At 40.1% G+C, this 26,285-nt stretch carries 16 protein-coding genes and 1 tRNA gene; 14 read left to right on the top strand and 3 right to left on the bottom strand.

Annotated elements, in window-relative coordinates; genetic code table 11:
* Window positions 1–131 precede the first annotated feature (131 nt).
* The 5 genes from AC1DO4_RS02100 (at window position 132) to AC1DO4_RS02080 (ending at window position 7,978) form a co-directional block, all read left to right on the top strand.
* Window positions 132–3,326: a SusC/RagA family TonB-linked outer membrane protein gene (locus AC1DO4_RS02100; RefSeq protein ID WP_477412518.1), complete on the top strand. Its 3,195-nt coding sequence runs from the start codon at window positions 132–134 to the stop codon at window positions 3,324–3,326.
* A gap of 20 nt (window positions 3,327–3,346) precedes the next feature.
* Window positions 3,347–4,906, top strand: a complete 1,560-nt coding sequence (locus AC1DO4_RS02095; protein ID WP_477412516.1) for a SusD/RagB family nutrient-binding outer membrane lipoprotein — start codon at window positions 3,347–3,349, stop codon at window positions 4,904–4,906.
* 42 nt (window positions 4,907–4,948) lie between these two features.
* Window positions 4,949–5,857 carry a DUF1735 domain-containing protein gene (locus tag AC1DO4_RS02090; RefSeq protein WP_477412514.1) on the top strand — a complete coding sequence of 303 codons (909 nt, stop codon included), beginning with the start codon at window positions 4,949–4,951 and terminating at the stop codon, window positions 5,855–5,857.
* 335 nt (window positions 5,858–6,192) lie between these two features.
* Window positions 6,193–7,182: a hypothetical protein gene (locus AC1DO4_RS02085; RefSeq protein ID WP_477412512.1), complete on the top strand. Its 990-nt coding sequence runs from the start codon at window positions 6,193–6,195 to the stop codon at window positions 7,180–7,182.
* A 109-nt stretch (window positions 7,183–7,291) separates the two neighbouring features.
* Window positions 7,292–7,978 (top strand): hypothetical protein, encoded by a 687-nt coding sequence (locus AC1DO4_RS02080; protein ID WP_477412510.1) that lies wholly within the window; start codon window positions 7,292–7,294, stop codon window positions 7,976–7,978.
* Window positions 7,979–8,036: 58 nt separating this feature from the next.
* Here AC1DO4_RS02080 and AC1DO4_RS02075 read toward each other — a convergent pair whose 3' ends face one another.
* Together AC1DO4_RS02075 and AC1DO4_RS02070 are read right to left on the bottom strand one after the other, a co-directional pair.
* Window positions 8,037–8,444, bottom strand: coding sequence for a DoxX family protein (locus AC1DO4_RS02075; RefSeq protein ID WP_477412508.1), 408 nt, complete (start codon window positions 8,442–8,444; stop codon window positions 8,037–8,039).
* Between the two features lie 71 nt (window positions 8,445–8,515).
* Window positions 8,516–9,463 carry a S66 peptidase family protein gene (locus AC1DO4_RS02070; protein ID WP_477412506.1) on the bottom strand — a complete coding sequence of 316 codons (948 nt, stop codon included), beginning with the start codon at window positions 9,461–9,463 and terminating at the stop codon, window positions 8,516–8,518.
* Window positions 9,464–9,575: 112 nt separating this feature from the next.
* Here AC1DO4_RS02070 and metG point away from each other — a divergent pair, with 112 nt between their 5' ends.
* The 3 genes from metG to AC1DO4_RS02055 all read left to right on the top strand — a co-directional run bounded on the left by metG (window position 9,576) and on the right by AC1DO4_RS02055 (window position 14,631).
* Window positions 9,576–11,648, top strand: a complete 2,073-nt coding sequence (gene metG, locus AC1DO4_RS02065; protein WP_477412504.1) for a methionine--tRNA ligase — start codon at window positions 9,576–9,578, stop codon at window positions 11,646–11,648.
* Between the two features lie 122 nt (window positions 11,649–11,770).
* Window positions 11,771–11,842, top strand: a tRNA-Arg gene (locus AC1DO4_RS02060).
* A gap of 413 nt (window positions 11,843–12,255) precedes the next feature.
* The gene (locus tag AC1DO4_RS02055; protein WP_477412502.1) at window positions 12,256–14,631 is read left to right on the top strand and encodes an ABC transporter permease; all 2,376 of its coding nucleotides are present in this window, start codon (window positions 12,256–12,258) and stop codon (window positions 14,629–14,631) included.
* Between the two features lie 516 nt (window positions 14,632–15,147).
* Here the strand turns inward: AC1DO4_RS02055 and glmM are convergent.
* On the bottom strand, window positions 15,148–16,521 hold the full coding sequence (glmM, locus tag AC1DO4_RS02050; RefSeq protein ID WP_477412500.1) for a phosphoglucosamine mutase: 1,374 nt from the start codon (window positions 16,519–16,521) through the stop codon (window positions 15,148–15,150).
* A 392-nt stretch (window positions 16,522–16,913) separates the two neighbouring features.
* On the opposite strand from glmM, the gene AC1DO4_RS02045 reads away from it, so the two are divergent.
* From AC1DO4_RS02045 to AC1DO4_RS02020, 6 genes are all read left to right on the top strand, one after another.
* A complete protein-coding gene (locus AC1DO4_RS02045) occupies window positions 16,914–18,929 on the top strand; it encodes an alpha-amylase family protein (protein WP_477412498.1) in 2,016 nt (671 codons plus the stop codon).
* A 176-nt stretch (window positions 18,930–19,105) separates the two neighbouring features.
* Window positions 19,106–20,875 carry an SGNH/GDSL hydrolase family protein gene (locus tag AC1DO4_RS02040; RefSeq protein ID WP_477412496.1) on the top strand — a complete coding sequence of 590 codons (1,770 nt, stop codon included), beginning with the start codon at window positions 19,106–19,108 and terminating at the stop codon, window positions 20,873–20,875.
* Window positions 20,876–21,032: 157 nt separating this feature from the next.
* Window positions 21,033–22,118, top strand: a complete 1,086-nt coding sequence (locus AC1DO4_RS02035) for a substrate-binding domain-containing protein (RefSeq protein WP_477412494.1) — start codon at window positions 21,033–21,035, stop codon at window positions 22,116–22,118.
* Between the two features lie 356 nt (window positions 22,119–22,474).
* Window positions 22,475–23,140, top strand: coding sequence for a carbohydrate-binding family 9-like protein (locus AC1DO4_RS02030; RefSeq protein WP_477412492.1), 666 nt, complete (start codon window positions 22,475–22,477; stop codon window positions 23,138–23,140).
* A gap of 17 nt (window positions 23,141–23,157) precedes the next feature.
* Entirely contained in the window at window positions 23,158–24,906 is a 1,749-nt protein-coding gene (locus tag AC1DO4_RS02025) for a DUF4091 domain-containing protein (protein ID WP_477412490.1), read from the top strand.
* 661 nt (window positions 24,907–25,567) lie between these two features.
* The coding region (locus AC1DO4_RS02020) for a carboxypeptidase-like regulatory domain-containing protein (RefSeq protein ID WP_477412488.1) at window positions 25,568–26,285 on the top strand (718 nt) is incomplete at its 3' end.

Genomic DNA, 26,285 nt, shown 5'->3' with positions numbered 1-26,285 from the left:
TATTAATTTTTATTGTTAAACGTGCTTTTTTTAAAAAAAAATCGTCTTTTTAAAGAAAATACTTGACTTTTTGATAACGTAACATTACTTTTAACATTAATTAACTATTAACTGATCTTATTATTAACAAAATGAAAAAACTTCTACTAGCAAGTTTGTGCTTTCTGTTGTTATGCCTAACGCAGGTTTATGCACAAAACCGTACAGTAACAGGTACGGTTACGGCCAAAGATGACGGCCTACCAATTCCGGGAGTATCAGTAAAGGTAAAGGGTACCTCAAGCGGCACCCAAACCAATGCAGCCGGAAAATTCTCCTTAAGCGTGCCATCCGGTGCGGTACTTACTTTTTCTTTCATCGGGTACAGTACCCAGGAGGTTGCAGTTGGTACAAAAAGTTCGTTAGATGTTGTAATGTTAAGCTCCAACAGCCAATTGAACGAAGTTGTTGTAACCGCCTTAGGTATTCAAAGGCAGGCCATATCGGTGGGTTACTCGACATCTAAAGTATCTGGCAAGGACATTACACAGGCAAAACCTATTAGTGTAACCAACGGCTTAACCGGTAAAGTATCGGGTTTGCAGGTTACAAGTACTAACAACGGTTTGTTTGCCCCTACACGTGTAACCTTACGTGGTAACAGGTCACTACTTGGTAACAACCAGCCACTTTATGTTGTTGACGGATCTATCTTCTATAGCGATATCAGCACGCTGAATCCTGAGGATATTGCCGAAACTACCGTATTGAAAGGATCAAGCGCCTCGGCGGTTTACGGTTCTGATGCGTCAAACGGCGTTATCGTAATTACAACTAAACACGGTACCAAAGGGACGTCTGCATTAACAGTATCCTCAACCTATCAGATTGAAAAAGTGGCTTACGTGCCAGAGTATCAGTCTCGTTTTGGTGCGAATGGTGGTGAAGGTGAAGTATTTGATTTTACAAAATTTGTAAACCCGGATGGAACTTATACCTACTACCCTTACGAAAATCAAAGCTATGGTCCGGAGTTTAACGGCCAGTTAGTGCCGATAGGCCGCCCGTTGCCCGATGGCTCATCTGAAATGGTGCCTTATGCCGCTGTTAAAAATCAAAAGAAAGACTTTTTTGATACAGGTATTACTACCCAGCATAACTTTAACTTCAACTCTGGCGACGAAACAGGTAGTTTCTACATGTCTGGCCAGGATTTGAAAACAAAATCTATCATGCCCAAGGATGAGGGCCGCAGGGACGTATTCCGTATAGGTGGCGATAAAAAATATGGTAATCTTTCAGTTACATATTCGGCAGCATACACTTATAAAACCACAAACAGAACCAATACAGGCGATGTTTACAACGATTTGATCGAATCGCCGGTTAACATACCTATCGCGGATTTGAAAGATCCTAATAGTAAATATGGCGGTGTTGACGCTTATTACAATGATTACTACATCAGCCCGGGGCAAATTATTAAGCAATCCAGGTTTTTAAATACAGAAAACCACATCCAGGCTAATTTGCAGGCTAACTTAAAGGTTGCTAACTTTTTAAGTTTATCTTACCGTACTTCTATTGACAATTCTTTGACCAGGTACGAAAACAAAGATGCCGGCAGAACTTTTACCCCTTATACCCAAAGTACTGCTATTATGGTTTACCCTAATAATAACGGCGGTTTGGATACTGTAACTAATGACGGCGCCGGTACTAAGTACTCTGCCAACAATGTGTTGCCATCATACGGAACCGGCAACTCGGGCGTGTTGTTATTCAGTTCAGATTTCCTGGCTAACTTTAACGTAAAGCTTCCTCACGACTTCAAATTGGATGGTACCGTTGGTGTTGCTTATCTTGAAAACAGGATTAATACAACTAACATAGCGCAAACATCGATTAACTTTTTACCATACGCGGTATCAAACTTTACCGGTATCACAACAAGTTCAATTGGCCAGGTTCAATATCTTGCCCGTAAACTTGGTTACTTTGGAACAGCAACTTTAGGTTACAAGAGCTACGCCTTCTTACACGGATCATACCGTACCGACTTAGACTCAAGGCTATCTGATAAAAACAAATATATTCCATACTATGATATCGATGGTACTGTAGTGTTGAGCGAGATATTTAAAGGAATAGCTGATAACGATTACCTAAACTTTGTAAAGGTGCGTTACGCGCATTCATTAACAGGTAATGCTTCTGCGTTGGCTAATGGTTCGCAGTATATGGCTTACGGCGCTTACCAAACCCAACCAACTGTGGTGGTGGCCGGTGGCCTTCCAGGTTATTACCTGAATGGAACAATCGCTAACCCGGATATCAAACCCGAGAAAGTTACTGAAGATGAAGTTGGGTTGGATTTAGGCTTCCTGAAAGACAGGTTGACCTTAACCGCATCTGCCTACAAATCAACTACCAGGGATGGTATCGTATTTGCCCAAATCTCTCGCGCTTCTGGTTTCACTTCAGCATTGCTAAACGCTGCAAACTCTGAAAACAAAGGAGTGGAGTTGGATTTACRCGGTACAATAGTTAACTCAACAGCTGTTAAATGGAGTTTAGGTGTTAACTACACTAAACAAAAAAGTAAAGTGATAAGTATCGTATCTGGTGTAAACGAAGTACAGATCGGAGGTAATACCTTTGGTGTTATAAACCTGCCTTACGCTCAAATTAAAGGTTACGACTGGACAAGAGATCCTGCTACAGGTAAGGTGATTGTTGATGCCACCACTGGTTTGCCAACAAGATCGTCAGCAACCCAGCCTTTGGGTAATGTTAACCCAACCGACCTTTTAGGCATTACTTCTTCGTTAACCTATAAAGGAATTACCATGAACGTTACCATTGATTACAGAGGTGGTTACAAAATCTTTAATGCTATCGGTAACACGCTTGACCATGCTGGTAACGGTATAACTACAACACTTACTGGTCGTCAGCGCTTTGTATTCCCTAACTCTGTTTACAAAGATGCAAGCGGAAACTATGTTGATAACACCAATGTGCTGATGCAATTTGGCGACTTCAACTTTTGGCCAACAACCTGGAGAGGTGTTGATGCCAACTACGTGATCAGCGCGGCAGCCTGGAAATTACGTGAAGTTTCTTTCAACTACAACTTGCCAAAAGCATGGTTAAGAGACCTTAAATTTGTTAAAAACGTTAACGTTGCATTATCTGGTCGTAACCTGTTAATGTTCCGTCCATCGACCAACAAATTTACCGATCCGGAGTTTAACGATGATACCAGCAACGCAGTGGGTAGAACCACTTTGAACCAGTCTCCTCCAACAAGAATAATCAGCGGAACATTAGCTGTAACTTTTTAACAAAGAAATTGATAGAAAAAATGAAAACGAAAACAATATTTAAGAGAAAAGTTAATCTCGGTTTACTTTTCTCGGCTGTGATGTTAACGGGTATTGTGGGATGTCAGAAGGGAACTTTCGATATCAATAACACCAATCCAAACAACCCAACCTCAGTACCAGCACCATACTCATTGAAAGCGTCGCTGGTAGCTACCGCAAGTTTAGTTCAAGGGGGTAATTCTGATGTTTTAGAAAACTGGATGGGGTACTGGACGCAAAGTGGTGGTTTTACACCAAGTACAACTTATGTTTTATACCAGATAACCAGTAGTGATTTTACCGGTAATTTTGACGCCGCGTACATTAACTTGTCAAACTATAACCTGTTGCTGAAAACAATAGGCAATGATCCTATACAAACAAATTATAAAGCGGCAGGTACTATTATGGAGGTGTATGTTTACCAGCGATTGGTTGATTTATATAACAGCGTTCCGTATTCTGACGCATTAGTAGTAAAACAAACCTTCTCTTATAAATATGATGATCCTGCAACAATTTACAAAAGCCTTGTAGCAAAATGTGATTCGGCAGTTGCGCTTATAGATAATGCACCAACTAATGCCATCGCGCTTGATAAAAATTTCGACGTGCTTTTCCAGGCAGATATGACCAAATGGAGGAAATTTGCGAAAACGCTGAAACTGAAGCTTTTAATGCGTCAAACAGAAAACGGATTAGGCTCTGCTGGTGTTAAGGCAGCTTTGGCTGGTTCTGTAGCAGGCGACTATTTAACGACAGATGCCGCTGTTGCGCCAGGTTATTCAACAAGCACAACCGGAACGTTGAATCCGTTTTATTATGATGTTGTCGCAAATAATACAGGCTTAAATGGTTTAAATACAACTTACTGGCGTGCAAATGCTTATGCGGTTACTTTTTATCAAAATCACAATGACCCTCGTGGCAACTATATCTATGCCCCGATAGGTTCTACCGCGGCAGGTTATAGTTCGCCAACAAACGACCTGAGCAAAATAAAGGGGAGGGTATATGGTAGTAATAACGGTAACGGTGAGTCGAACTCTGCAATATCTGCAATTTTAGGTACCGGCTTCACCTCTTCAGGTGCACAAAAAGGGCCTGCTCAACCAGCAGTATTACTTCCTGCTTTTGAGAGTTTATTTTTACAGGCAGAAGCTATTTATCGCGGTTATCAAACAGGTGATGCAGAGACAGCTTATAAAGCGGCTGTTGCTGCCGACTTTGCGTTTCTCGGCACTCCTGGCGCTACGGCTTATACCGCCCAGGCAGATATTGCTACAACATATTCGGCCACGCCAGATAAATTGAATTTGATCATTACTCAAAAATGGGCTGCAATGAACTCGGTTGATCCATTGGAATCGTATAGCGACTGGAGAAGATTAGGTATCCCTACAACTTTACCTGTATCAGCATATCCAGGTGTTAACGTACCGCACATTCCTTACCGTTTGCCTTACCCGATCAATGAAACAACCTTAAACGGCGCAAATGTACCGGCAGGAGGTAAAGGAACGGACTTGTTTACATCTAAAATTTTCTGGATGAAATAAGCTTTGGGCTTATGTTTATGAAATAATTAAAAACAAAAAGAAATGAAAAAATTAATCATACTATTAGGAGTCCTTACCGTCTCGCTTACGTCTTGCCTGAAAGACAAGCCGAACGTGGATTTATCAAATATCCCGGCGTTTGCCGAACTTGTGCATTCCGGTGACGCTTATTTTGGTGAAGCTTCAATCACCGATGCCGACGATACTATATCAAGAACGCTGCAGGTTAATATAACAGGTCAGTATCCGCCTACAAGCGATGTAACAGTTACGATTGCAATTGACAATAGCGCAATTGCCACTTATAACGCAGCCCATACTGATGTTGTTTACCAGGCATTGCCTGCAGGGGCATTTAAATTTGCGGCAACACAAACAATAACTATTAAAGCTGGGACACGCCTTGCCGACTTACCTGTAACTTTTTACCGGGCGTTTATTGATCCGGCAAAGAGCTATATGTTGCCTATTAAAATAGTAAGCGTAACGGGTGCAAGCAAACCGGCTAACTTTTACATCAAATATTACCACTTTATTGGTAACGATTTTGCCGGTACTTATAAACACCAGTTTACCAGAACACCAGCTGCCGGCAACTATGTTTACGCAGACGGGAGAACTTCTAAATTTTTACCAAACACTCCTCGTCAATTTGAGGTAGCAGGTGGTTATTATACCGGTACTGTTAGATACATGGTTACCTTTCAGCAAGTAGGTACTTACCCTAATGCCACTTATTCAAAGTTTACAATCGTAATTGATCCTGCTGATGTTAGCGGTATACTTACAGCTAACGGTATTGCAATCACAACAGCGCCGTCTATTAACGGTTATGATGATAGTAAAACCTATACTTATGCCCAGGTACTTCAATTATTTGATAATGGTTTCCAATACGACGTGCTTGGTGGCTCCGGCGCGAGGAATAATCTTGACCAATACAAAAAATGATTTTTTTAAAACGGCATAGCCTGCTTAGATAAGGATTTTGCCGCCAAAAAGCCGGCTCCTGTTAAAGGAGGCCGGCTTTTTTGTTAATTCGAAAGTAAGTGATAATATTGATTTAGGTAATGTTGAGCAGTAATTAATGAAAACTAAACAGATATTGTTGTAGCTGGTTGCTCAATTGAAAAATAGTTTTTAACATCTGTAACATTTGTTTTGTGAATTTCGTCAACTATGGTAGCGTAACTAATTTGTTATCATTGCTTTTGTGACAAAAAAAGCGTTTGTTCGTGTTGACTTTAAGCCTTATTATATTTAACTTTAATAACTAATTATTTAATATGAAAAAGTATATCCTATCTGCGATGATGTGTGTTGCGGCTGTCCAATTTGTAATAGCACAATCCATAACTGGTACAGTAAAAAACGAAAAGGGCGAGGCTGTACGCTCGGCTTTGATCCAGGAGGAGGCAGACACCAAAACAGCTACTTATACAGATTCACTTGGCTTTTTCAGCCTGCCTTTAAAAAGCAATACAGCTCTTTGGGTTATTGCCAAAGGTTATCAAGATGAAAAAGTTAGTGCTAAGGATAATCTGGTTGTGGTTTTGAAGGCAGGTAAATCATCGCTGAAAGCGCTTTCGTTAGATGATCCCGCTAAAACGAAGAAAAGTGACGCTCCTTTAAATAGCACACAGGGATATTCGTTTTTTAACGTGTCCGCGTCGAGAAGTGGAGGTAACTTATTTAACGTTAGTGTAAAAGAAGATACAAAAGGCAGCCGTTACTTAGTTGGTGATGGCTGGGCTAAAGGATATGTAGTTGATAAGAGCGGGGCTTCCATTAAAAACGATAATTTTAGCTATAATTACGACAAGATAAACGGTTCGTTACTGTTAACCCAGGATAAACGTGCCGCCGTTGATGTGGATCGTGACCAGATTAAGAGCTTTACTATTTATGATAAGCTGGATCAACCTCAAACCTACGAGCTAGTTACAAACATAAACCCGACACATTACAGCCAGATTTTGTCTGACGGGAGTAAATACAAAGTATATAAATACACAAAGACAACATTTGTTAAAGCGAATTTTCAAACTAATGGCATGACCTCGAGTGGAAACCGTTATGATGAATATGTTGATGAGCCAACTTATTATGTGCTTAACGTTAAAACTTCGGCGATGCAGAAAATATCGTTAAAAGCAAAAGCCATCAAACAGGTTTTTGCTGCCGATGCGGATAAAGTAAAAGCATATTTCAGCGATCATGCTGACGATGATATCAACGAAACATTTCTGAAAAATCTTGCCGATTCACTGAATTAATTGGCTTTAAACACTTTATAACAAAAAAGACCGTTAGATTTTTCTAATGGTCTTTTTTTTACTTTTTATTTGGACACCACTGTTCAATTTATTATTGATATTTTTTAATATGAAAAAAATATTTCTGTTATCGTTTATATTTTGCGTTGTAGCAGGCAAACGGATAATGGCGCAATCCGCACCTTTAAATCTTGCTTCGGGAAGTGGAACGTTTTATAATATTTCGCGTACAGAAGGTACAAAGGGAAGCCGTTATTTATTTGATACCTGGGCAAAAGGTTCTGTTGTAGATAGCAAGGGAAACACCATTAAAAATGATAGTTATGGGTTTAATTATGACAAAATTAATGGAGCGCTGTTATTAACACAGGATAAACAAACCGCTGTTGATGTGAGCAAGGAACAGGTTAAAACCTTTACCGTTTATGACAAACTTGAACAACCGATAACCTTTGAATATGTACCGGCTATTGATCCTACACATTTTAGCCAGGTACTTTCGGCAGGAGCCAAATACAAGGTTTATAAACTTACAAAAACTACTTTTGTGAAGGCTAATTATAAATCTGACGGCATGACATCAAGCGGTAATAAATACGATGAGTATACTGATGAGGCTGCTTATTATGTGTTTAATATTAAAACAGCTCAATTGCAAAAGGTACCTCTAAAGAACAAAGCCATAAAGCAGGTATTTGCCGATGATGTTGATAAGGTAAAAGCGTTTTACAGCGCCCATGGAGACGATGAGATTGACGAAAACTTTCTGAAGAGTTTAGCTGATTCGTTAAACTAAACAGAAAATCGTTTTATTAAAATGACCCTTTAGGTTAATTGACAGTTCTTTTGGCCGATCACTTCTTATCCACACTATATTTCCCCGGCCCAATAAAAATAAGCCCAGCAAATACCACAGCATCTTCAATGGCGTGTGCCGCGTCTCCTAAATCGCCGCCGCTGCCAAAATGAGTTAAGGTGGCAACAATAAGGGTGACCAACATTAGTATACACACCAGCCGGAAAGCAAGCCCTATTAGAAGCAGAAAACCGCCCAGAAGCTCGGTTGCTGCTGCCAGGAATCCCCAAACTACAGGTAAAAAATGAATGCCTACATACTTCATTGATCCCCCTAAGTGTTCCCAGCCTTTTACGCCGCCCATTAGTTTGGGATAGCCATGATAAATAAACATGATGCCTAAACCCACGCGGATGATTAACAGTCCCGTGTTTTTGTAATTGCCTAAATTGCCGAGTAGTGCCATATGTAATAATTGTTTTTAACTTATTTATTATTGATTAGATCTGTTGATTATTTCACTCTGAAAATCCGGATTCATACAAACTGCGCACTTACCTGTTGCTCTTTTACGTTTAAACTAACATTTCGCCCCAATATTAAACTGCAATTATCGGGGATATGCCCGGCCGGGAAATCAAAGCAAACGGGATAGTCATATTGTTTTACGATATCCATAATTATACCAGGGATAGTTTGCCCAAATGGGATGTCGTTATCCTTTATATCGGTAAAGCCTCCTACAATTAAACCTGCAAGGCTTTTAAGTTTGCCTGCCCTATCCAGGCAGCGCAGCATCCGGTCTACACTATACAGATACTCCCCTACATCCTCAATAAATAATATTTTGCCGGTATAGTCAATATCCGATGCTGAGCCGGAGATAGCTACCAACAACGATAGATTACCACCAACCAGTACCCCCTTACCCTCACCCGCCCGATTTTGAGCGTGCGAAGTAAATTGATAACTTAAATCCTCACCGAATAAGGCTTTACGCAAAGTATCCAACGAGCGGGCTGATGCATCGGGAATATTTACAGGCATTTGCCCATGTATGGTTTGCGCCTGGTAATTTGCAAACAGGTGTGCATGTAGCACAGTAATATCGCTAAAGCCGATAATCCATTTGGGGGTTTGGGCAAACGTGCTAAAGTTAATCCTATCAATGATCCTGATAGTTCCATAGCCGCCGCGAGCCGCTATAATAGCCTTTATGGTATCATCATCGATAAAACGCTGCAGATCTTTCGCCCTTAACTCATCATCGCCGGCAAACTGGTGATATGATGCATCAACGGTTTCGCCCAAAACAACCTCTAATCCCCATGATTGTAAAAGTGCGATGGCATCTGTCATTGGGCCGGGCAACTTTTTTGCAGGGCAGGTGATAGCTATTTTATCTCCCTTTTTTAAATAGCTTGGGAGCCTGGAAGCGGAGGGTGCCGAACGACGGGAAGAAACTGTATGAGCGGGATTATCCATAGGTCAATAATAATAAATTTTTTTTCGCATCCGTATTTCGGACTTCACTGTATCCGGGCTTTTCCAACTTAAATAATTTATCTTTGCGAATTATTTATAACGCCTCTTTTTAATGTCAGAACTCAACAAATATAAAAGATATACGGTTACATCGGCTTTACCTTATGCCAACGGCCCACTGCATATTGGTCATCTTGCGGGCGCTTACCTGCCTGCCGATATTTTTGTGCGACACCTAAGGCTCAAAAAAAAGGATGTACTATATGTTTGCGGCTCAGATGAGCATGGTGCTGCCATTACCATAAAGGCTAAAAAGGAAGGCACAACGCCGCAAGCTATTATTGATAAGTACCACACCCAGATAAAAGAAAGTTTTGAAGAGTTTGGGATAGCCTTTGATATTTACCATCGCACCTCGTCTCCAATACATCATGATCTTTCGCAGGAGTTTTTTCTGAATTTGTATGAAAAGGATGAGTTCATTGAAAAAATGAGCGAGCAATACTACGATGAGGATTATCAGCAATTTTTGGCCGACCGGTACATCATCGGGACATGCCCGAATTGCCATAATGAGAATGCGTACGGTGATCAGTGCGAAAGGTGCGGTACATCACTAAATCCTACCGACCTGATCAACCCGGTATCAACCTTAAGTGGTAAAGCACCGGTATTAAAGCCAACCAAACACTGGTACCTTCCGCTTGATAAATACCAACCCTGGCTGGAGCAATGGATAGATACCAAAGAAGGCAGCTGGAAAACAAATGTGTTTGGTCAATGTAAATCATGGCTTAAATCGGGCCTGCAACCCCGCTCCATGACCCGCGACCTGGATTGGGGAATAGATGTACCCCTGGAAGAAGCTAAGGGCAAGAAGCTATACGTTTGGATGGATGCACCCATAGGATATATCTCTGCCACCAAACAATGGGCTATTGACAACAATAAAGACTGGAAACTATACTGGAAAAAACAGGCCGATGAGCAGGATGATGCTTGTTTGCTGCACTTTATTGGTAAAGATAATATTGTATTTCACTGTATTATTTTTCCATCTATATTGCATGCCCACGGTGAATATATTTTACCACAAAATGTACCTGCCAATGAGTTTTTAAATTTAGAGGGCGATAAACTTTCTACTTCACGTAACCATGCTGTTTGGTTGCACGAGTACCTGGAAGAATTCCCGGGCAAGCAGGACGAACTGCGTTATGTACTTACCTCTATATTGCCCGAAACCAGCGATAGTGAATTTACCTGGAAAGACTACCAGGCCCGTATCAATAACGAACTGGTAGCTATACTTGGCAACTTTGTAAACCGGGTAATGATACTGATGCATAAATTTTACAATGGTAAAATTGAAGGCACTACTGATAAAATTGAGCTTAACGACGAATACCTTAATACCGAAATAGGCATTTGTTATGACGAGATAGAGAAAAACCTGGAGGCTTACCGCTATCGCCAGGCCTTGCAGGCGGTAATGGATATAGCCCGCCTTGGCAATCGCTATTTAACAGAAAAAGAACCCTGGAAAACTATTAAAACCAATCCTGAGGATGCTAAGCAGGCCCTGCATAACTGTTTGCTCATCATAGGTCATTTAACTACAGCAGCGCAGGCGTTTTTACCGGAAACCGCTAAAAAAATCATAGCGATGCTAAACTGGCCAAATGAAGTTATTACTTACGACCAGGAATTCTTTTTTAATAACGGGCACCAGCTAAACCCATCTTCATTGTTGTTTGAGAAGATAGAGGACGAGGTAATAGAATATCAGCTGCAAAAGTTGCAGGCTAAAAAGGCAGCTGCAGCTCCGCTCCCAAGTATTGATATGCAACCCGCAAAGGACAATATCAATTATGATACTTTTGCCGCAATGGATATCCGCACCGGAACTATCCTGGCTGCCGAAAAAGTTGCCAAAACCAAAAAGCTGCTAAAGCTGACCATTGATACCGGCATTGATGAGCGCACGGTAGTATCGGGCATTGCAGAATATTATGAGCCGGAGGCGATCATCGGTCAAAAGGTAAGCATCCTGGTAAACCTGGAACCACGTGAGATTAAGGGCATCCTATCACAGGGAATGATCCTGATGGCTGAGAACAGCGAAGGGAAACTAAGCTTTGTAGCACCTATAGATGATTTTCATAACGGGGCAGGAATTAGGTAGATGTGCACATTACGGATGTGCAGATTTTTGCCGATAAAAATTTGCTGTTAAGGCATGTGATTTTTCATTGATAATTTGCACCTTTGCAAGCTGATTGAGGTTTTGCCTTTATCAGCCATAATGGTCCCGTAGTTCAACGGATAGAATAGGAGTTTCCTAAACTCTAGATATGAGTTCGATTCTCGTCGGGACCACAAACTCAGGCAAGTTGTCAACAAAGTTGACAACTTTTTTTATGCATCCACCAAATGGATAATCCTAAAGTCTTGATTAGGGATCAAGCAGAATTGGAAGGAATAAAAAAAGTATTTGTTTTGCAATAGACTAACAATACCAATATCTTGTCATCTGCATACGAAACACATGTCCACCTGATCGGTCTAATTTTTAAATTTATCAGGCATAATTTTTAAATATGAGAAAATTTGCAGTTACCACTGATGAATTTACGGGTCAAGATTCGCTCGAAATCGAACACCGCCTGTTCGCTATTGATACAAAGCATCACTTTCACCCTATTTAACAATCTGACAATTAACCAATTAACAAATGGCATAGTTTTGATTAAGAACGACTGTATCGATCAATTAATTGTACTATAACCATTATGATAAAAAACTATTTAAAAATTGCCTGGCGCAATTTGATAAGAAGTAAATCGCATTCATTTATCAATATAGCGGGCCTATCTATTGGCATGGCTGTAGCTATACTGATCGGATTGTGGATATGGGACGAACTATCTTTTAATAAATATCATCAAAATTATGACCACATTACCCGGGTAATGCAACACCAGACCATAAACGGGGAGGTCAGCACACTGAAAGCGATGCCTATACCTGCTGCCTATCAATTGCGTCAAACCTATAGGGGAAACTTCAAATACGTAGTCCTGTCTTCTTGGACAAATACACATCTCGCATCCTATCAGGGTAAAAGTTTATCCATAACGGGCAATTTTATGGAACCCGAGGCCCCTGATATGCTCACCTTAAAAATGATCAAAGGAACAAGATCTGGTTTAAAAGATCCGTCATCTATTTTGCTTTCAGAAACCGTCGCCCAAGCTATTTTTGGTAATGCCGACCCAATAAATAAGGTCATTAAATTGGACAGCCTAAATCTGAAAGTAACTGGTGTATATCAAGCGTTGCCTGCAAATACATCATTTAATGAAGTATCATTCGTAGCACCCTGGAAAGCGTATGCCCGTACTGAAGAGGTACGGCAGGCAGAAGGAAACTGGAATCATAATTCATTTCAAATCTTCGCCCAGATTGCAGACAATGCTAACCCTGTATCGCTGTCATCAAAAATCAAAGATATCAAATTCGGTCAGGAAGATAACGACGGCAAAAGATTGAAACCCGAGTTATTTCTTGATCCGATGAGCCGCTGGCATCTGTATTCAGAATTTAAAGATGGTGCAAACATTGGGGGTGACATTAAATATGTATGGCTTTTTGGTATTATCGGCATTTTTGTCTTGTTACTTGCCTGTATTAATTTTATGAATTTAAGCACCGCACGATCAGAAAAGCGGGCTAAAGAAGTTGGTATCAGGAAAGCAGTAGGGTCAGTTCGGAGTCAGTTAATCATGCAGTTTTTAAGTGAATCTCTGCTTATGGCCTTGTTGGCCTTTATCTTATCTCTATTACTGATACAGTTTTCACTTCCCTTCTTTAACGAGTTGTCCGGGAAACAAATGTATGTTCTGTGGAAAGAACCCGTATTTTGGATGTTGGGGACCAGTTTTGCGATCTTCAGTGGTTTACTTGCAGGTATTTATCCTGCCTTTTACTTATCATCTTTTAATCCGGTTAAGGTATTAAAGGGGACGTTTCGCATTGGCAAAATGGCCAGTTTACCCAGAAAGACGCTTATTATTATTCAATTTACATTTTCCGTGCTCATGATCATCGGGACGATAGTTGTTTTCCGTCAGATTCAATATGCCAAAAATCGCCCGATTGGTTACAACCGGACAAGCCTCGTCATGATAAGGCCTTACTCGGAAGATATCCACAATCATTTTGAATCATTCCGAAATGATTTAATGCAATCCGGCGTAATTACCGAAATAGCAGAATCCGGAAACCAGATAACCCGGGGCAGCAGAACAAGCGGCGGCCTGGCCTGGCAGGGAAAAGATCAAAATATGGCTGATGAATTTGCAACTTTTGCCGTTACATCACAGTATGGTAAGGCGGTAAATTGGCAGCTCAAAGATGGCAAAGATTTTTCTCAGTCGTTAGCATCTGATCAATTTGGCCTGATTTTAAACGAAGCGGCTGTGAAATATATGAGACTCAAAAATCCGGTTGGCCAGATCATATCCTGGAACGACAAAAAATATACAGTATTGGGAGTAACCAAAGATATGATTGTTGAATCGCCCTATGAACCTATCAAACCTACAATTTTTTATATCTCCACAGAACCCGGTATAATTAACGTGAAGATAAATCCAAAAACAAGTGCCGTCCAGGCCCTGAATACCATAGAAGCCATTTACAAAAAATATGCGTTAGGACAGCCTTTTGATTTTCAATTTGTTGATCAGGAATATGCAAAGAAATTTGGCAATGAAGAGCGTATTGGCAAATTGGCAAGCTCCTTTGCCGCGCTGGCCATCTTCATCAGTTGTTTAGGTTTATTCGGGATGGCATCCTTTATGGCCGAACAACGCATTAAGGAAATTGGCGTACGAAAGGTTTTGGGAGCAACTGTTTTTAATTTATGGTCGCTTTTGACGAAGGACTTCATCTCGATGGTTATTATCTCGATCATGATCGCATCTCCTGTTGCCTATTACTTTATGCATAACTGGTTGCAGAATTATAGTTTTCATGCCCGTATGGATTGGTGGATATTTGTAGTAACGGCCGCTGGTGCTTTGATAATTACCCTACTTACAACCAGTATTCAGAGTGTGAAAGCGGCATTAGCTAATCCAACAAAAAACCTTAAAGCGGATTAACTGCAGGCCGACAATTTTAAAAAAGGGGAATGATTCTTCGGCCATTCAATTAACCAAGACTATCTCATTAATCCTATTAAGCCTATTGCTTGCGTAGGCAATAGAGTATTAATCACCATATATTTTATCAGTGGCTAATCATAATTATCAGCCGTTGTCAAATCCAAATCCGCCATTAAGCGCAAATCAGAAAGGAAATAGTTCGAGATTTGTACAGTAGCCACCACTGAAAACAGTATCAAAATAATGTAAAAGCCTGCAAATCAAATGATCGCAGGCTTTTGTTTTACGGTCGAAACCCCAAAAATTGCAAGTGTCTTATTTAAGCATGTTAAATAGAGGGTATTTTGTTTTTTTACCACTACATTTCGATATAGGTCCACTTAAAAAACTATCGTCATGTTAGAAAAGGTTTAGGCTTATTATTTTATTTAAGAAGGCCAAAGGATTACACCTGCGACGCTTTACCATTTTATCTGTAAATCACAGTCGGCGGTGTTCCTAAAGAGATTATATTTATCCACGCATTGTTTCCATTACATCGTTTATTATGCCATCAGCTGCTTTTTTATCTTTTGCTTCAGCATATATTCTTATAATAGATTCTGTATTTGAACGCCTTAAATGCACCCATCCGTAATCAAAGTCTATTTTTAAGCCGTCAATTGTATTCTGGGGGCTATGTGAATAGTTGTTTTTAACTTTTTTAATGATTGACTCAATGTTTACGTTTTCGTCAAGTTCCAGTTTGTTTTTGGATATAAAATAGTCGGGATAAGTATTGCGTAAAGCAGAGGCTGGCTTACCAAACTTAACCAGGTGAGTTAGAAATAAAGCAATACCGACTAAAGCATCTCTTCCATAATGCAATTCAGGATAAATTATTCCGCCATTTCCTTCGCCGCCTATCACCGCATTAACTTCTTTCATTTTATTTACCACATTTACCTCACCAACTGCTGCTGCATAATATTGGGCTCCGGCTTTTTCGGTAATATCCTTTAGTGCGCGGGTTGAAGACAGGTTAGAAACCGTATTTCCTTGCTTGTGCGTTAAAACATAATCAGCAACGGCCACTAAAGTATATTCTTCGCCAAATTTACTTCCGTCTTCACATACAAAACACAAACGGTCCACATCAGGGTCAACTGCGATACCTAAATCAGCCCGATTCCTTAATACTTCATTTGAAAGCTCCTGTAAATTTTCGGGCAATGGTTCAGGATCATGAGCAAAGTTGCCGTCGGGTTCGCAATACAATTCAAAAATTGTTTTTACCCCCAATGCTTTTAACAAGGCAGGTACAAAAACTCCGCCTGTTGAGTTAACCGCATCAACCGCTATTTTTAAATTTGCTTTAGCAATGGCATCAGCATCAACAAGGGGGAGGGCCAACACCATGTCAATATGTTTCTGCATATAGGTTTCATCGTAAATTACCTTGCCGAGGTTATTCACATTGGCGTAATCAAAATCGCTGTTTTCGGCTATGTCAAGCACCATTTTTCCTTCGTCGTGATTAATAAATTCGCCGCGATTATTTAACAGCTTTAAAGCGTTCCATTGTTTAGGATTGTGACTTGCTGTTAATATAATACCGCCGGCAGCATTTTCAGCAGGCACGGCAATCTCAACGGTAGGGGTTGTTGATAAACCTAAATCAATAACGTCAATACCTAAGCCCTGTAGGGTGCCAATCACCAGGTTATTAACCATTGAACCAGATATCCGGGCATCCCGGCCAACCACAATTTTTTTTATCCCTGATTGTCTTATCGCCCAGCTACCAAATGCTGATGTGAATTTCACAATATCCAATGGGGTTAGATTTTCACCTACCGGACCACCAATGGTTCCTCTTATTCCAGAAATTGATTTGATTAATGTCATTATGATATAATTACTTTAATGGGTTTAAAATTGGCTTGAAATTCCGCAAGGTATATGAACTCATATAATCTATCCATCTTGTCACTAAAATTTTTTTTGCAAGCTTTTTTCATTTTTGCGTGTTCGGAAACGCAAAAATATAAAATTTGTTTATAAACGTATGAAAGGAATTGTAAAATGATTTTTAGTAGCCGGTAAATGGTGTTATTGGGGCTATCTGTGTTAATGAGACAATGCATTAAGAGCTATTTTGATTTGTACAGATTCTGCACCCTGTTCCTGTGCTTAAAAGAAAAACTATTTTCTGAGTTTTAAATTAAAAATTAATCCCATATATTTGTGTGCGCACACACTAAATCATTTCTAATATTTTCTTGTTAAATTTATCAAGCATGCTAAAAAAACTCTTGTTTTTAATTCTAATCGGCCTAACAGGCGCTGCTAACGCTCAAAATGTTTTTCTATCGGGTGTAAAGCCGGGTAAAGCGGTTGCATTTTCGGGTAAAGGGGCATTGATTTTAAAAAATAGCTGTTTATCAGTAAAATGGTTTGCCAACAAAAAAACAGTCACTATAAACGAATTTGCTGCGCCGGATAATAAACGGATTTCTTTAAAAGGCTCGCCCCTGTTTGAACTGGAGCTTAAGGATGGTGCGGTACTTAATTCTGCTGATTTTCAATTAAGTGCCTTTCCTAAAATTGTTTCGGTAAAGGGCAATCTGCAGGCGGCTAAACTTGCCGAAAAGGAAAATGGGATGGCAGTTTTTGCTGAGTTTTTGAATGTGAAACATGGTATTCGGGTAAGCTGGGAGGCTATTTTGAAAGATAATTCCAATTATATCAGGCAGGTTTTTAGCTTTCATAACCTGAACGATTCTTTAAGGATCAGAAAATTGAAGCTTATAAAGTTCCCTGCCGGGACGGGGATTAAGCCATCGGGTATTGTTGATGGATCGCCGATGGTTTCGGGGAATTTCTTTTTTGCATCCGAAAGCCCGATAAGTAAATACAATGCTCAAAATGGCTGGATAAGTAGTTATATTGAACGGCAGGAACCAAGCCTGGATTTAACTTCATCAACCGTATGGGGTATTGCTCCCGAAGGTCAGCTGCGCAGGGGATTTCTTTATTACCTGGAACGGGAGCGAGCCGTGCCATACAGGCAAATGCTGCATTACAATTCATGGTATGATATTTCATGGGCTGATCGTAAGCTGACTGAGGCTGGTTGTCTTGATCGCATCCAGGCGTTTGGAGATAGCCTTACTATAAAACGTAAGGTTAACTTAAACGCATTTTTGTTTGATGATGGCTGGGACGATAATCAAACATTATGGCAAATCAGTAAAACGAATTTCCCCGTAGGGTTTGATAATATTAAGGCGTTGGCCCGTAAGTATAATGCGTCTTTGGGAGTGTGGATGTCGCCCTGGGGTGGTTATGAGCAGGCAAAAGAACAAAGGCTGCAATATGGAAGAAAACAAAACCCTCCTTTTGAAACTAATTCACATGGATTTTCCCTTTCGGGGACTGTTTATTCTACCAGGTTTAAAGATGCGGCCGCTAATTTTGTTACTAAATACGGTATCTCCATGTTTAAATTTGATGGTGTTGGGGCGGGCGATCAGTCGGCAGGCGCTACTCCTGAGTATCAAACGGATATGGAATCGCTGTTAAACCTGGTGTCATCGCTTCGTACCGTAAAACCCGATCTTTATTTTAGCCTTACCATAGGTACCTGGCCATCGCCTTTCTGGCTCAAATATGGTGATGTGATTTGGAGGAACGGCTGGGATACAAGTACCCAAGGAGAAGGAGATGGCAGGCAGCAATGGCTCAATTACCGTGATGGCGAAGTATATAAAAATATTGTTCAGCGCGCCCCGCTTTATCCGTTAAGTTCGCTGATGTATCATGGCGTCTGCATTGCTGATAATGGCGCAACCGCCAAATTTGATATGAATGACAAGGATATCTCTGACGAAATATGGTCATTTTTTGGATCGGGAACAAGCTTGCAGGAATTGTATATTAATCCCCATAAATTAAACACGGCTAACTGGGATTGCCTGGCTGCTGCAATAAAATGGTCGCGGGAAAATGCAGACATCATGCCGGATGTTCATTGGGTGGGCGGCGATCCATCTAAAGGGGATGTTTATGGGTTTGCGGCCTGGTCGCCCAAAAAGGGCATCATTACTTTAAGAAACCCTTCGGGCAAAGCAAAAACCTTCCGGGTTGATGTACACAATGTTTTTGAATTGCCTTTAATTAACGATAAATACAGCTATCTTTTTTATAATGCAAAAAGTAAGGAAATGAAAACTCCACTATTTAAGGGAGATGTCTATACTGTTACACTGCAGCCGTTCGAGGTGATGGTATTAAACGCTAAGCCTGTTCATTAAAGACGTATATTTCGGGCTTAAATTTTTGCCGGTTGAGTTGCTGAGCAATGGTGAAATTCAAATAGGTAAGCAGGCAAATGTCTTATATTATTTAATGGCTTTTGCTTTACCATTAACAAAATAGGCAGGCAATGATGGCCGTTTTTATGGTAGCATTGCCTTTAAACAAATTATAAATGAAACGGATATCAAAAGTAATTTTATTAAGCCTTTGCTTTTTTAATACAGCATCTTTTGCACAAACTACGGCAGCATATAAATGGCTGAACCCGGCTGCAGCTGATTACCCTGTGATAGAAGGACAGGCATGGCCAAAGGAAACAGCAAGCACCTATGACCGGTTCCCGGCACGTGCCGAAAAGGATCTTAATCCTAATGTATGGAACATATCGCACAGCAGTGCCGGTTTATATATCAAGTTTAAAACAGATGCTTCCAACCTGGTTATCCGTTATAAGGTTAAAGGTGATCTTGCCATGTCGCATATGCCGGCTACAGGTGTAAGCGGTTTAGACCTTTATGTTCTGGATCCTAATGGGAAATGGTGCCTGGCTCCCGGTAGCTTCTCTTTTAAGGATACCATTACCTATCGTTATTCAAATATTAAAGTAAGTTCAAGCTTTCCGGGAAGAAGCTACGAATACAGGCTCTTTTTGCCATTATATAATGCGGTATCCTGGCTTGAGATAGGAGTTCCTGCCGGTAACGCATTTAATTTCATGCCTTTGTCTAAAGAAAAACCGGTGCTTGTATACGGAACATCCATTGCCCAGGGCGGTTGTGCGTCGCGGCCTGGGTTGGCATGGACTGCAATTTTACAACGCGCGCTTGATCGCCCGCTGGTAAACCTTGGTTTTTCTGGTTCCGGGCTGCTCGAAAAATCGGTTATTAACCTGATGGCAGAGGTAGATGCAAAAATATATGTACTTGATTGCATGCCCAATTTAACCAGTTTTCCTGATCAGGAAATAGAGAAGCGTTTATTAGCATCAGTACAAAGTTTAACAGAAAAGCATCCGCTGGTGCCCATATTGCTTGTAGAGCATAGTGAGGGCAATGTAGATGGTTTATTAGATACGGGGAAGAATGCTGGCTATAACCGTGTTAATAAGGTGCTTAACCAGGCTTATTCAAAGCTGGCTGCTGCAGGAACTAAAAACGTTTATTTATTAACCAATAAGGAAATTGGTTTTGATATTAATTCAACGGTTGATGGTTTACACCCCAATGATGTTGGGATGGAAAAATATGCCGGTGCTTATGAGAAAACCATACGGGCAATTATTAATGAACCAACGGGCAGGTATTCAACCACTGTGCCGGTTGTACAAAGCAGGGATGGTTACTATGATTGGCGAAACAGGCATAGTGAAATACTAACGCTCATTAAAACGGATCCGCCTAAGATTGTATTTCTTGGTAATTCCATCCTGAATTACTGGGGCGGCATACCAAAAGCGCCTTTAGCAAGAGGAGCCGATTCATGGGATAAATATATGACGCCCTTAGGTGTAAAAAATTTTGGTTTTGGCTGGGACCAGGTAGAGAATGTATTGTGGCGTGTATATCATGAAGAAATAGATGGCTTTAAGGCCGACAAGTTTATGATAATGATAGGTACCAATAACCTGGCTGCTAGCAATGATGAAGAAATAATTGAAGGGTTAAAAATGCTGGTACAGGCAGTAAAAGTACGTCAGCCCGCAACTGAAATTCTTTTATCGGGCTTGCTGCCGAGAAGAGAGCAGGAAAAACGGATAGCAGTGCTTAATAAAGCAATTTCTAAGCTGGCCGCTCAAACCCAGGTCCGTTTTATTAACCCGGGGAAAATATTGCTTAACCATGCCGGAAAGGTGGATGAATTACTTTTTGGGGATGGCTTGCATCCTAACGAGATTGGTTATCAAAAACTGGCAGTTGCTTTACTTCCATACCTTAAAAAATAATATCATCGCATTAGTGCTTCTTCTAAATAGTTCAGCCTTCCGGGGAGAGTTGGGCAGGTTCTTTTTGCCAGAAATCAGCAATGACCATTTATTTATTTGTTTTTAAACACCTTCTTATTAAATTACATTTGCTATCCTTTTTAATTGAAAGCTTAATATGAAGAATAAAATTGTCCGCATTAAAGATATTGCCGAAAAAGCGAAAGTTTCAACAGGTACGGTTGACAGGGTATTGCATAAACGGGGGCGGGTATCAAAGAAAGTGGAGGAGCGAATTCTTAAGATCATTGAAGAGATGGATTATGAACCAAATCTTATGGCGAGGGCGTTGGGATCCAACAAAGTATATCAAATTGCTGCATTAATACCGGATCATAAGAGCGATTCCTATTGGTATGCACCAAAAGCAGGGATTGAAAAGGCAGAGAAAGACCTGAAACAATATGGCATTATTGTTCAGCAATATGTATTTGACCCTTACGACGTAGAGTCGTTTATAGCAAACGCCAACCAAWTAACCCAGGATAATCCAGATGGCATAATTTTGTCGCCTATATTCTATCGGGAAACCCTGCCATTTTTTGAGAAATGGAAAGTGGCCGAAATTCCGTTTGTGTTATTTAATACTCAAATTGCCGAATACGATCCTTTAAGTTATATAGGTCAGGATTCTTACCAGAGCGGTTTTTTGGCGGGCAAACTTATTCATTACGGACAGCCCGATCCTTGTTCAATATTAATTGCACATATTGATGAAGAAATAAGTAATGCCGCCCACCTTTTGAAAAAGGAGCAGGGATTCCGTAATTACTTTTCTCAAAACAACCTCGATCATCAGTATAAAATTTTGAGGATTGAGTTAAACCGGTCAAATGCGGCACTGTTTATAACACAGCTGGATGCTATAATTGATAGTACACCAGATATGGCCAGTGTTTTTGTAACAACATCAAAAGCCCATGAAATTGCAAAGTACCTGGAGCAGCGGCATATTAAGCATATCAAAATAATAGGATATGATTTACTGCCTCAAAATTTATATTATCTGAATAAAGGGGCGATTAGCTTTTTAATTAACCAAAATCCTAAAGGTCAGGGTTACTGGGGTATTTACCAGTTAACTGATTACCTGGTGTTTAAGAAGGAAGTGCCTATTTTAAAGTATCTTCCTTTGGATATTGTTACAAAAGAAAACATGAACTATTACATTGATGATGAAGATACTGTGTATTTAGATATTTAATCGTCTGCTGATTTTCAATCAGCGTTTACAGTAATTTTTTTATCCCTGGTGAATTGCTTATCTATATGCAAGTCAGCAGGGATTTGTATTTTTAAACCAGGTTGTTTTTTAGTAAAGCTGCTTATTGCTTGCGCCTGGTGGGGCATAAGGCCTATTAGGATATCTGCTGATATCCCAATAGGGTTAGTAATAGATGGATTATCATTTGTAAAAAGAACTTTGTATAAGAAATTAACAAAAGTGTGTGCGAGCACGTAAATATTTTTATATTTGTACTTAACCTTTTGTGTTCTTTTTTGTGTGTTCGTACACACTTATGAATGCTAAGGCAGAAACTTAATATGGATAGAAATTAAATGATGGAACTTATAGTGCCATTTTTAGGAGCTGTAAGTAAAGACAGTCCTATAGAACATCTTTCACTTTTGTTAGATAGTTATGAAAAGCATCTTGTTGGAATAGCGCCGTGGCCCCAATATGGATATAGGCCTGATGTTCATTTTGCAATAGCTTATAGTAACGATTGTGTTTTCATAAAATACTACGTAAGTGAAAAGTCTGTAAAGGCTATATATAAACAACCAAATGAACCCGTTCATAAAGATAGTTGTGTGGAGTTTTTTGTTTCATTTGGTGACGAGCCGGGTTATTACAATTTTGAGTTTAACTGCGCGGGCACTTGTATGCTGGGCTTTGGAACAAGTAAAACCGACCGCAAGTTATTACCGGAGGCGGTTGTGCGGATGATAAGGCACCTTGCGCTGTTAAAGCCGGTAAATAATCCCGCGGATGGGAATATAAGCTGGGAACTTACCCTGATGATACCATTGGAAGTGTTCAGTCATCATTCATTCACATCATTGAATGGTGAGCAATGCCGGGGCAACTTTTATAAATGCGGCGACGAGCTGCCCGAGCCTCATTTTTTGGCCTGGAATGATATTAAATCCACCGATCCGGACTTTCATTTGCCCGAATTTTTTGGGAGAATGAAATTTGAACATAAACGTATAGCAGTCTGATAGAAAGCAGCGAAATCATGAACATACAATTTACCATAATACTGTTGTTATTTAGCACTGTTGTTTCGGCACAGTATAAAATTGATGGGTCTTACCAGGAACTTCCCGATCCTAAACCTGTTCAACAGGAAACCTGGAGCGCGTTAAAACCCGGTGTGTATGTAAGTTTTGCTTCAGCGGATATCCGTTATGATAAACGGAATGCTCCTTCAATAGCCCCTTTACAAACTCAATGGCTCTCCAAAGCATGGAGAGGGGAAAAAGTGCATACGCAATTCCTGGTATGGACAACCCGGGACATGCAGCAGGTTAGTTTTGAATGGAGCACTCTCGGCGACGGTAAAGGGCACCAAATTCCGTTAAAAAATATAAGTGCCAATTTTGTACGTTATGTAATGGCTGATGGGTTGAATAATGAAGGCGGAGGTTGTGGGATACAGGCTGGTCATGATTCTTCTCTTGTTGAGGATGTAATTGATCGGGAAAAATTCCTGCCGGTAGCTAAAAATACTACCCGCCCCGTTTGGTTAAGCGTTAATGTGCCGGATGATGCGGTTGAAGGTATTTATAAGGGTTATGTGAAAGTTAAGGAAGGAAAAAATAAATATCCCGCGATTTTGCATTACACAATTGAAGTACTTAATCACACGCTGCCGGCACCGACACACCGGAAATTTCATTTAGATCTGTGGCAAAATCCATACTCGGTTTCCAGGGCATATGGTGTAGAGGCCTGGTCTAAACAGCATTTCGACATTATGCGCCCATATATGAAAATGCTGGCAGATGCTGGTCAGCAATCAATTACCACTACACTTATATATGATCCATGGAATAGCCAAACATATGATATTTATGGATCGATGATAAAATGGACTAAAAACAAGAATGGTTCATGGACTTATGATTATACGATTTTTGATAAATGGGTGTCTTTTATGATGTCGTTAGGGATTAATAAATTTATCAACTGTTATAGTATGATCCCCTGGAATTTGAAATTCTATTATTATGACCAGGCCCTGGGAAAAGACACTGCAATCATCGCCAAACCTGGTACCCCGGAATATAATGCGCATTGGCGCCCCATGCTGGCTGATTTTGCCGGTCACCTTAAACAAAAAGGATGGTTTACTAAAACCACTATTGCTATGGACGAAAGGCCTATGGAGGATATGCAAAAAGCAATTGCATTAATTAAAAGCGCGGATAAAGATTTTAAAATTTCATTGGCGGGTAATTATCATCCCGGTATTGAGCATGATTTGGTAGATTACAGCGTGGCCTCAAACCAGGTAATAGATGAGGCAACCATGCTTTCGCGTAAAAAAGCGGGATTTAATACTACCTATTATACCTGTTGCACAGAAGGGCATCCCAATACATTCTCTTTTTCGGCGCCTACAGAATCTGTTTGGCTGGCATGGTATGCAGCTTACAAGGGATACGATGGGTACCTGAGGTGGGCTTATAATTGCTGGACAAAAGATTCTTTACATGATACACGTTTTGGATCATGGTCATCCGGAGATGCATATTTGGTTTACCCGGGTTTGCGGTCTTCCATTCGCTTTGAGCGATTGATAGAAGGCATTCAGGATTTTGAAAAGATAAACACGCTGAAAAAGGATTTTATAAAAAATAACCAACCGGACAAATTGCGTCAGCTTGAAAAAATACTGAACGATTTTGATCTTCGGGAGTTCAAGGACAAAACCGCAGCCGGAATACTTCACGCAGCCCAAAACCAGTTGAATAGCTTTTAGATCTTATAAATAAAAGCATGTCCGCTATCTTGCCTTGAGTTAGCATGCAAAGCGTTGGCTTATTTATATCAAATAGATATGATATAAATCAGCCAGCGCTTTGCCATGTCATCCCATGCTTATTCCAATTAAAACTTTTTAAACCTGTCCCTGTTTTGCGCTAAAATCATGGACCATATTTTATATATGTGTGATGTAAACTCCTATTTTCCATAGTCTTTTTTTTGTTTTAAATGAATAATCTATTAAAATGCCATTTTTGATACGGATTTTCTCTGTTTTTTAACTAAATGATATAAATGTTTCATTTTAATCGTCGTTTTGTTGAATAATTGGTTTTTCAAAGGCATTTGTGTGCGATTAAATCCTGTCTTGTAAATTATTCTGTAAAAAATTCATACCATTTTGGCATAAATTCTAAGTAATTTTTACTTAGAGGCCATTTCAATTGATTTTAATCCAATTTTTTAATCATTTTCTTGAAAATTTCGTAAAAGTTGGTCATTTGTTTTAAAATGTTTGCGCACACGCTTTTAATTTTTAAATTTGTTTATATACATAAATAGAAGTGTGTGTTTGCGCACACATGTAATTTTTAAACAAACCAATCTCTTACAAAAAAAATGGCTTATGTGTCAACTAAACTAAATCAGGATAATTTATGAAATCAAGACTTTTACGAAAAATTCAACCCGGTTTCGGGCTGTTCTTACTTCTTAATTTGTTGTGTTATGAGGGGTATGCCCGTAACTCAATAAATGGAAGCGCTTTAATAAACCCGGTTGCTGTTACTATAACAGGTAAGGTAACAGATGCGAAAGGGGAATCGCTTCCCGGGGTAACCGTAGTAGTTAAAGGTACCCAGATTGCTACATCAACAACTACCGACGGAACCTTCAAGATTCAGGCAGATGCGAATGCTGTACTGGTTTTCCAGATGGTGGGCTTTATTAAGCAGGAGATTCCTTTAAATGGGAGAACATCACTTAATGTTACGCTGAAGGAAGATAACCTGGCACTAAACGAAGTGGTAGTTGTGGCTTATGGTAAGCAGAAAAAGCTAACGATAACCGGGGCTGTTACTACGGTGAGTGTTGGAGACGTGATGACTCCAAATCGTTCTTTATCTAACGCGCTGGCCGGTAAAGTTGCAGGTGTTATATCTATGCAGCGAAGCGGGGAGCCTGGTTATGATAATGCATCATTTACTATTCGTGGTATCGGTACTTTTACTGGTAACTCAAACCCGCTTATTATTATAGATGGGGTTCAGCGCGATGATGTAAACAGTACCTATGGGGGGGCTTATAATAACATAGACCCCGAGGATATTCAAAGTATTTCTTTGTTAAAGGATGCTTCATCAACCGCTGTATATG

The organism is Mucilaginibacter sp. P5_A6 (genome assembly GCF_056400585.1).
Note: the sequence above shows the minus strand (reverse complement) of the source record. Positions and strands in the feature narration are given on the sequence as shown.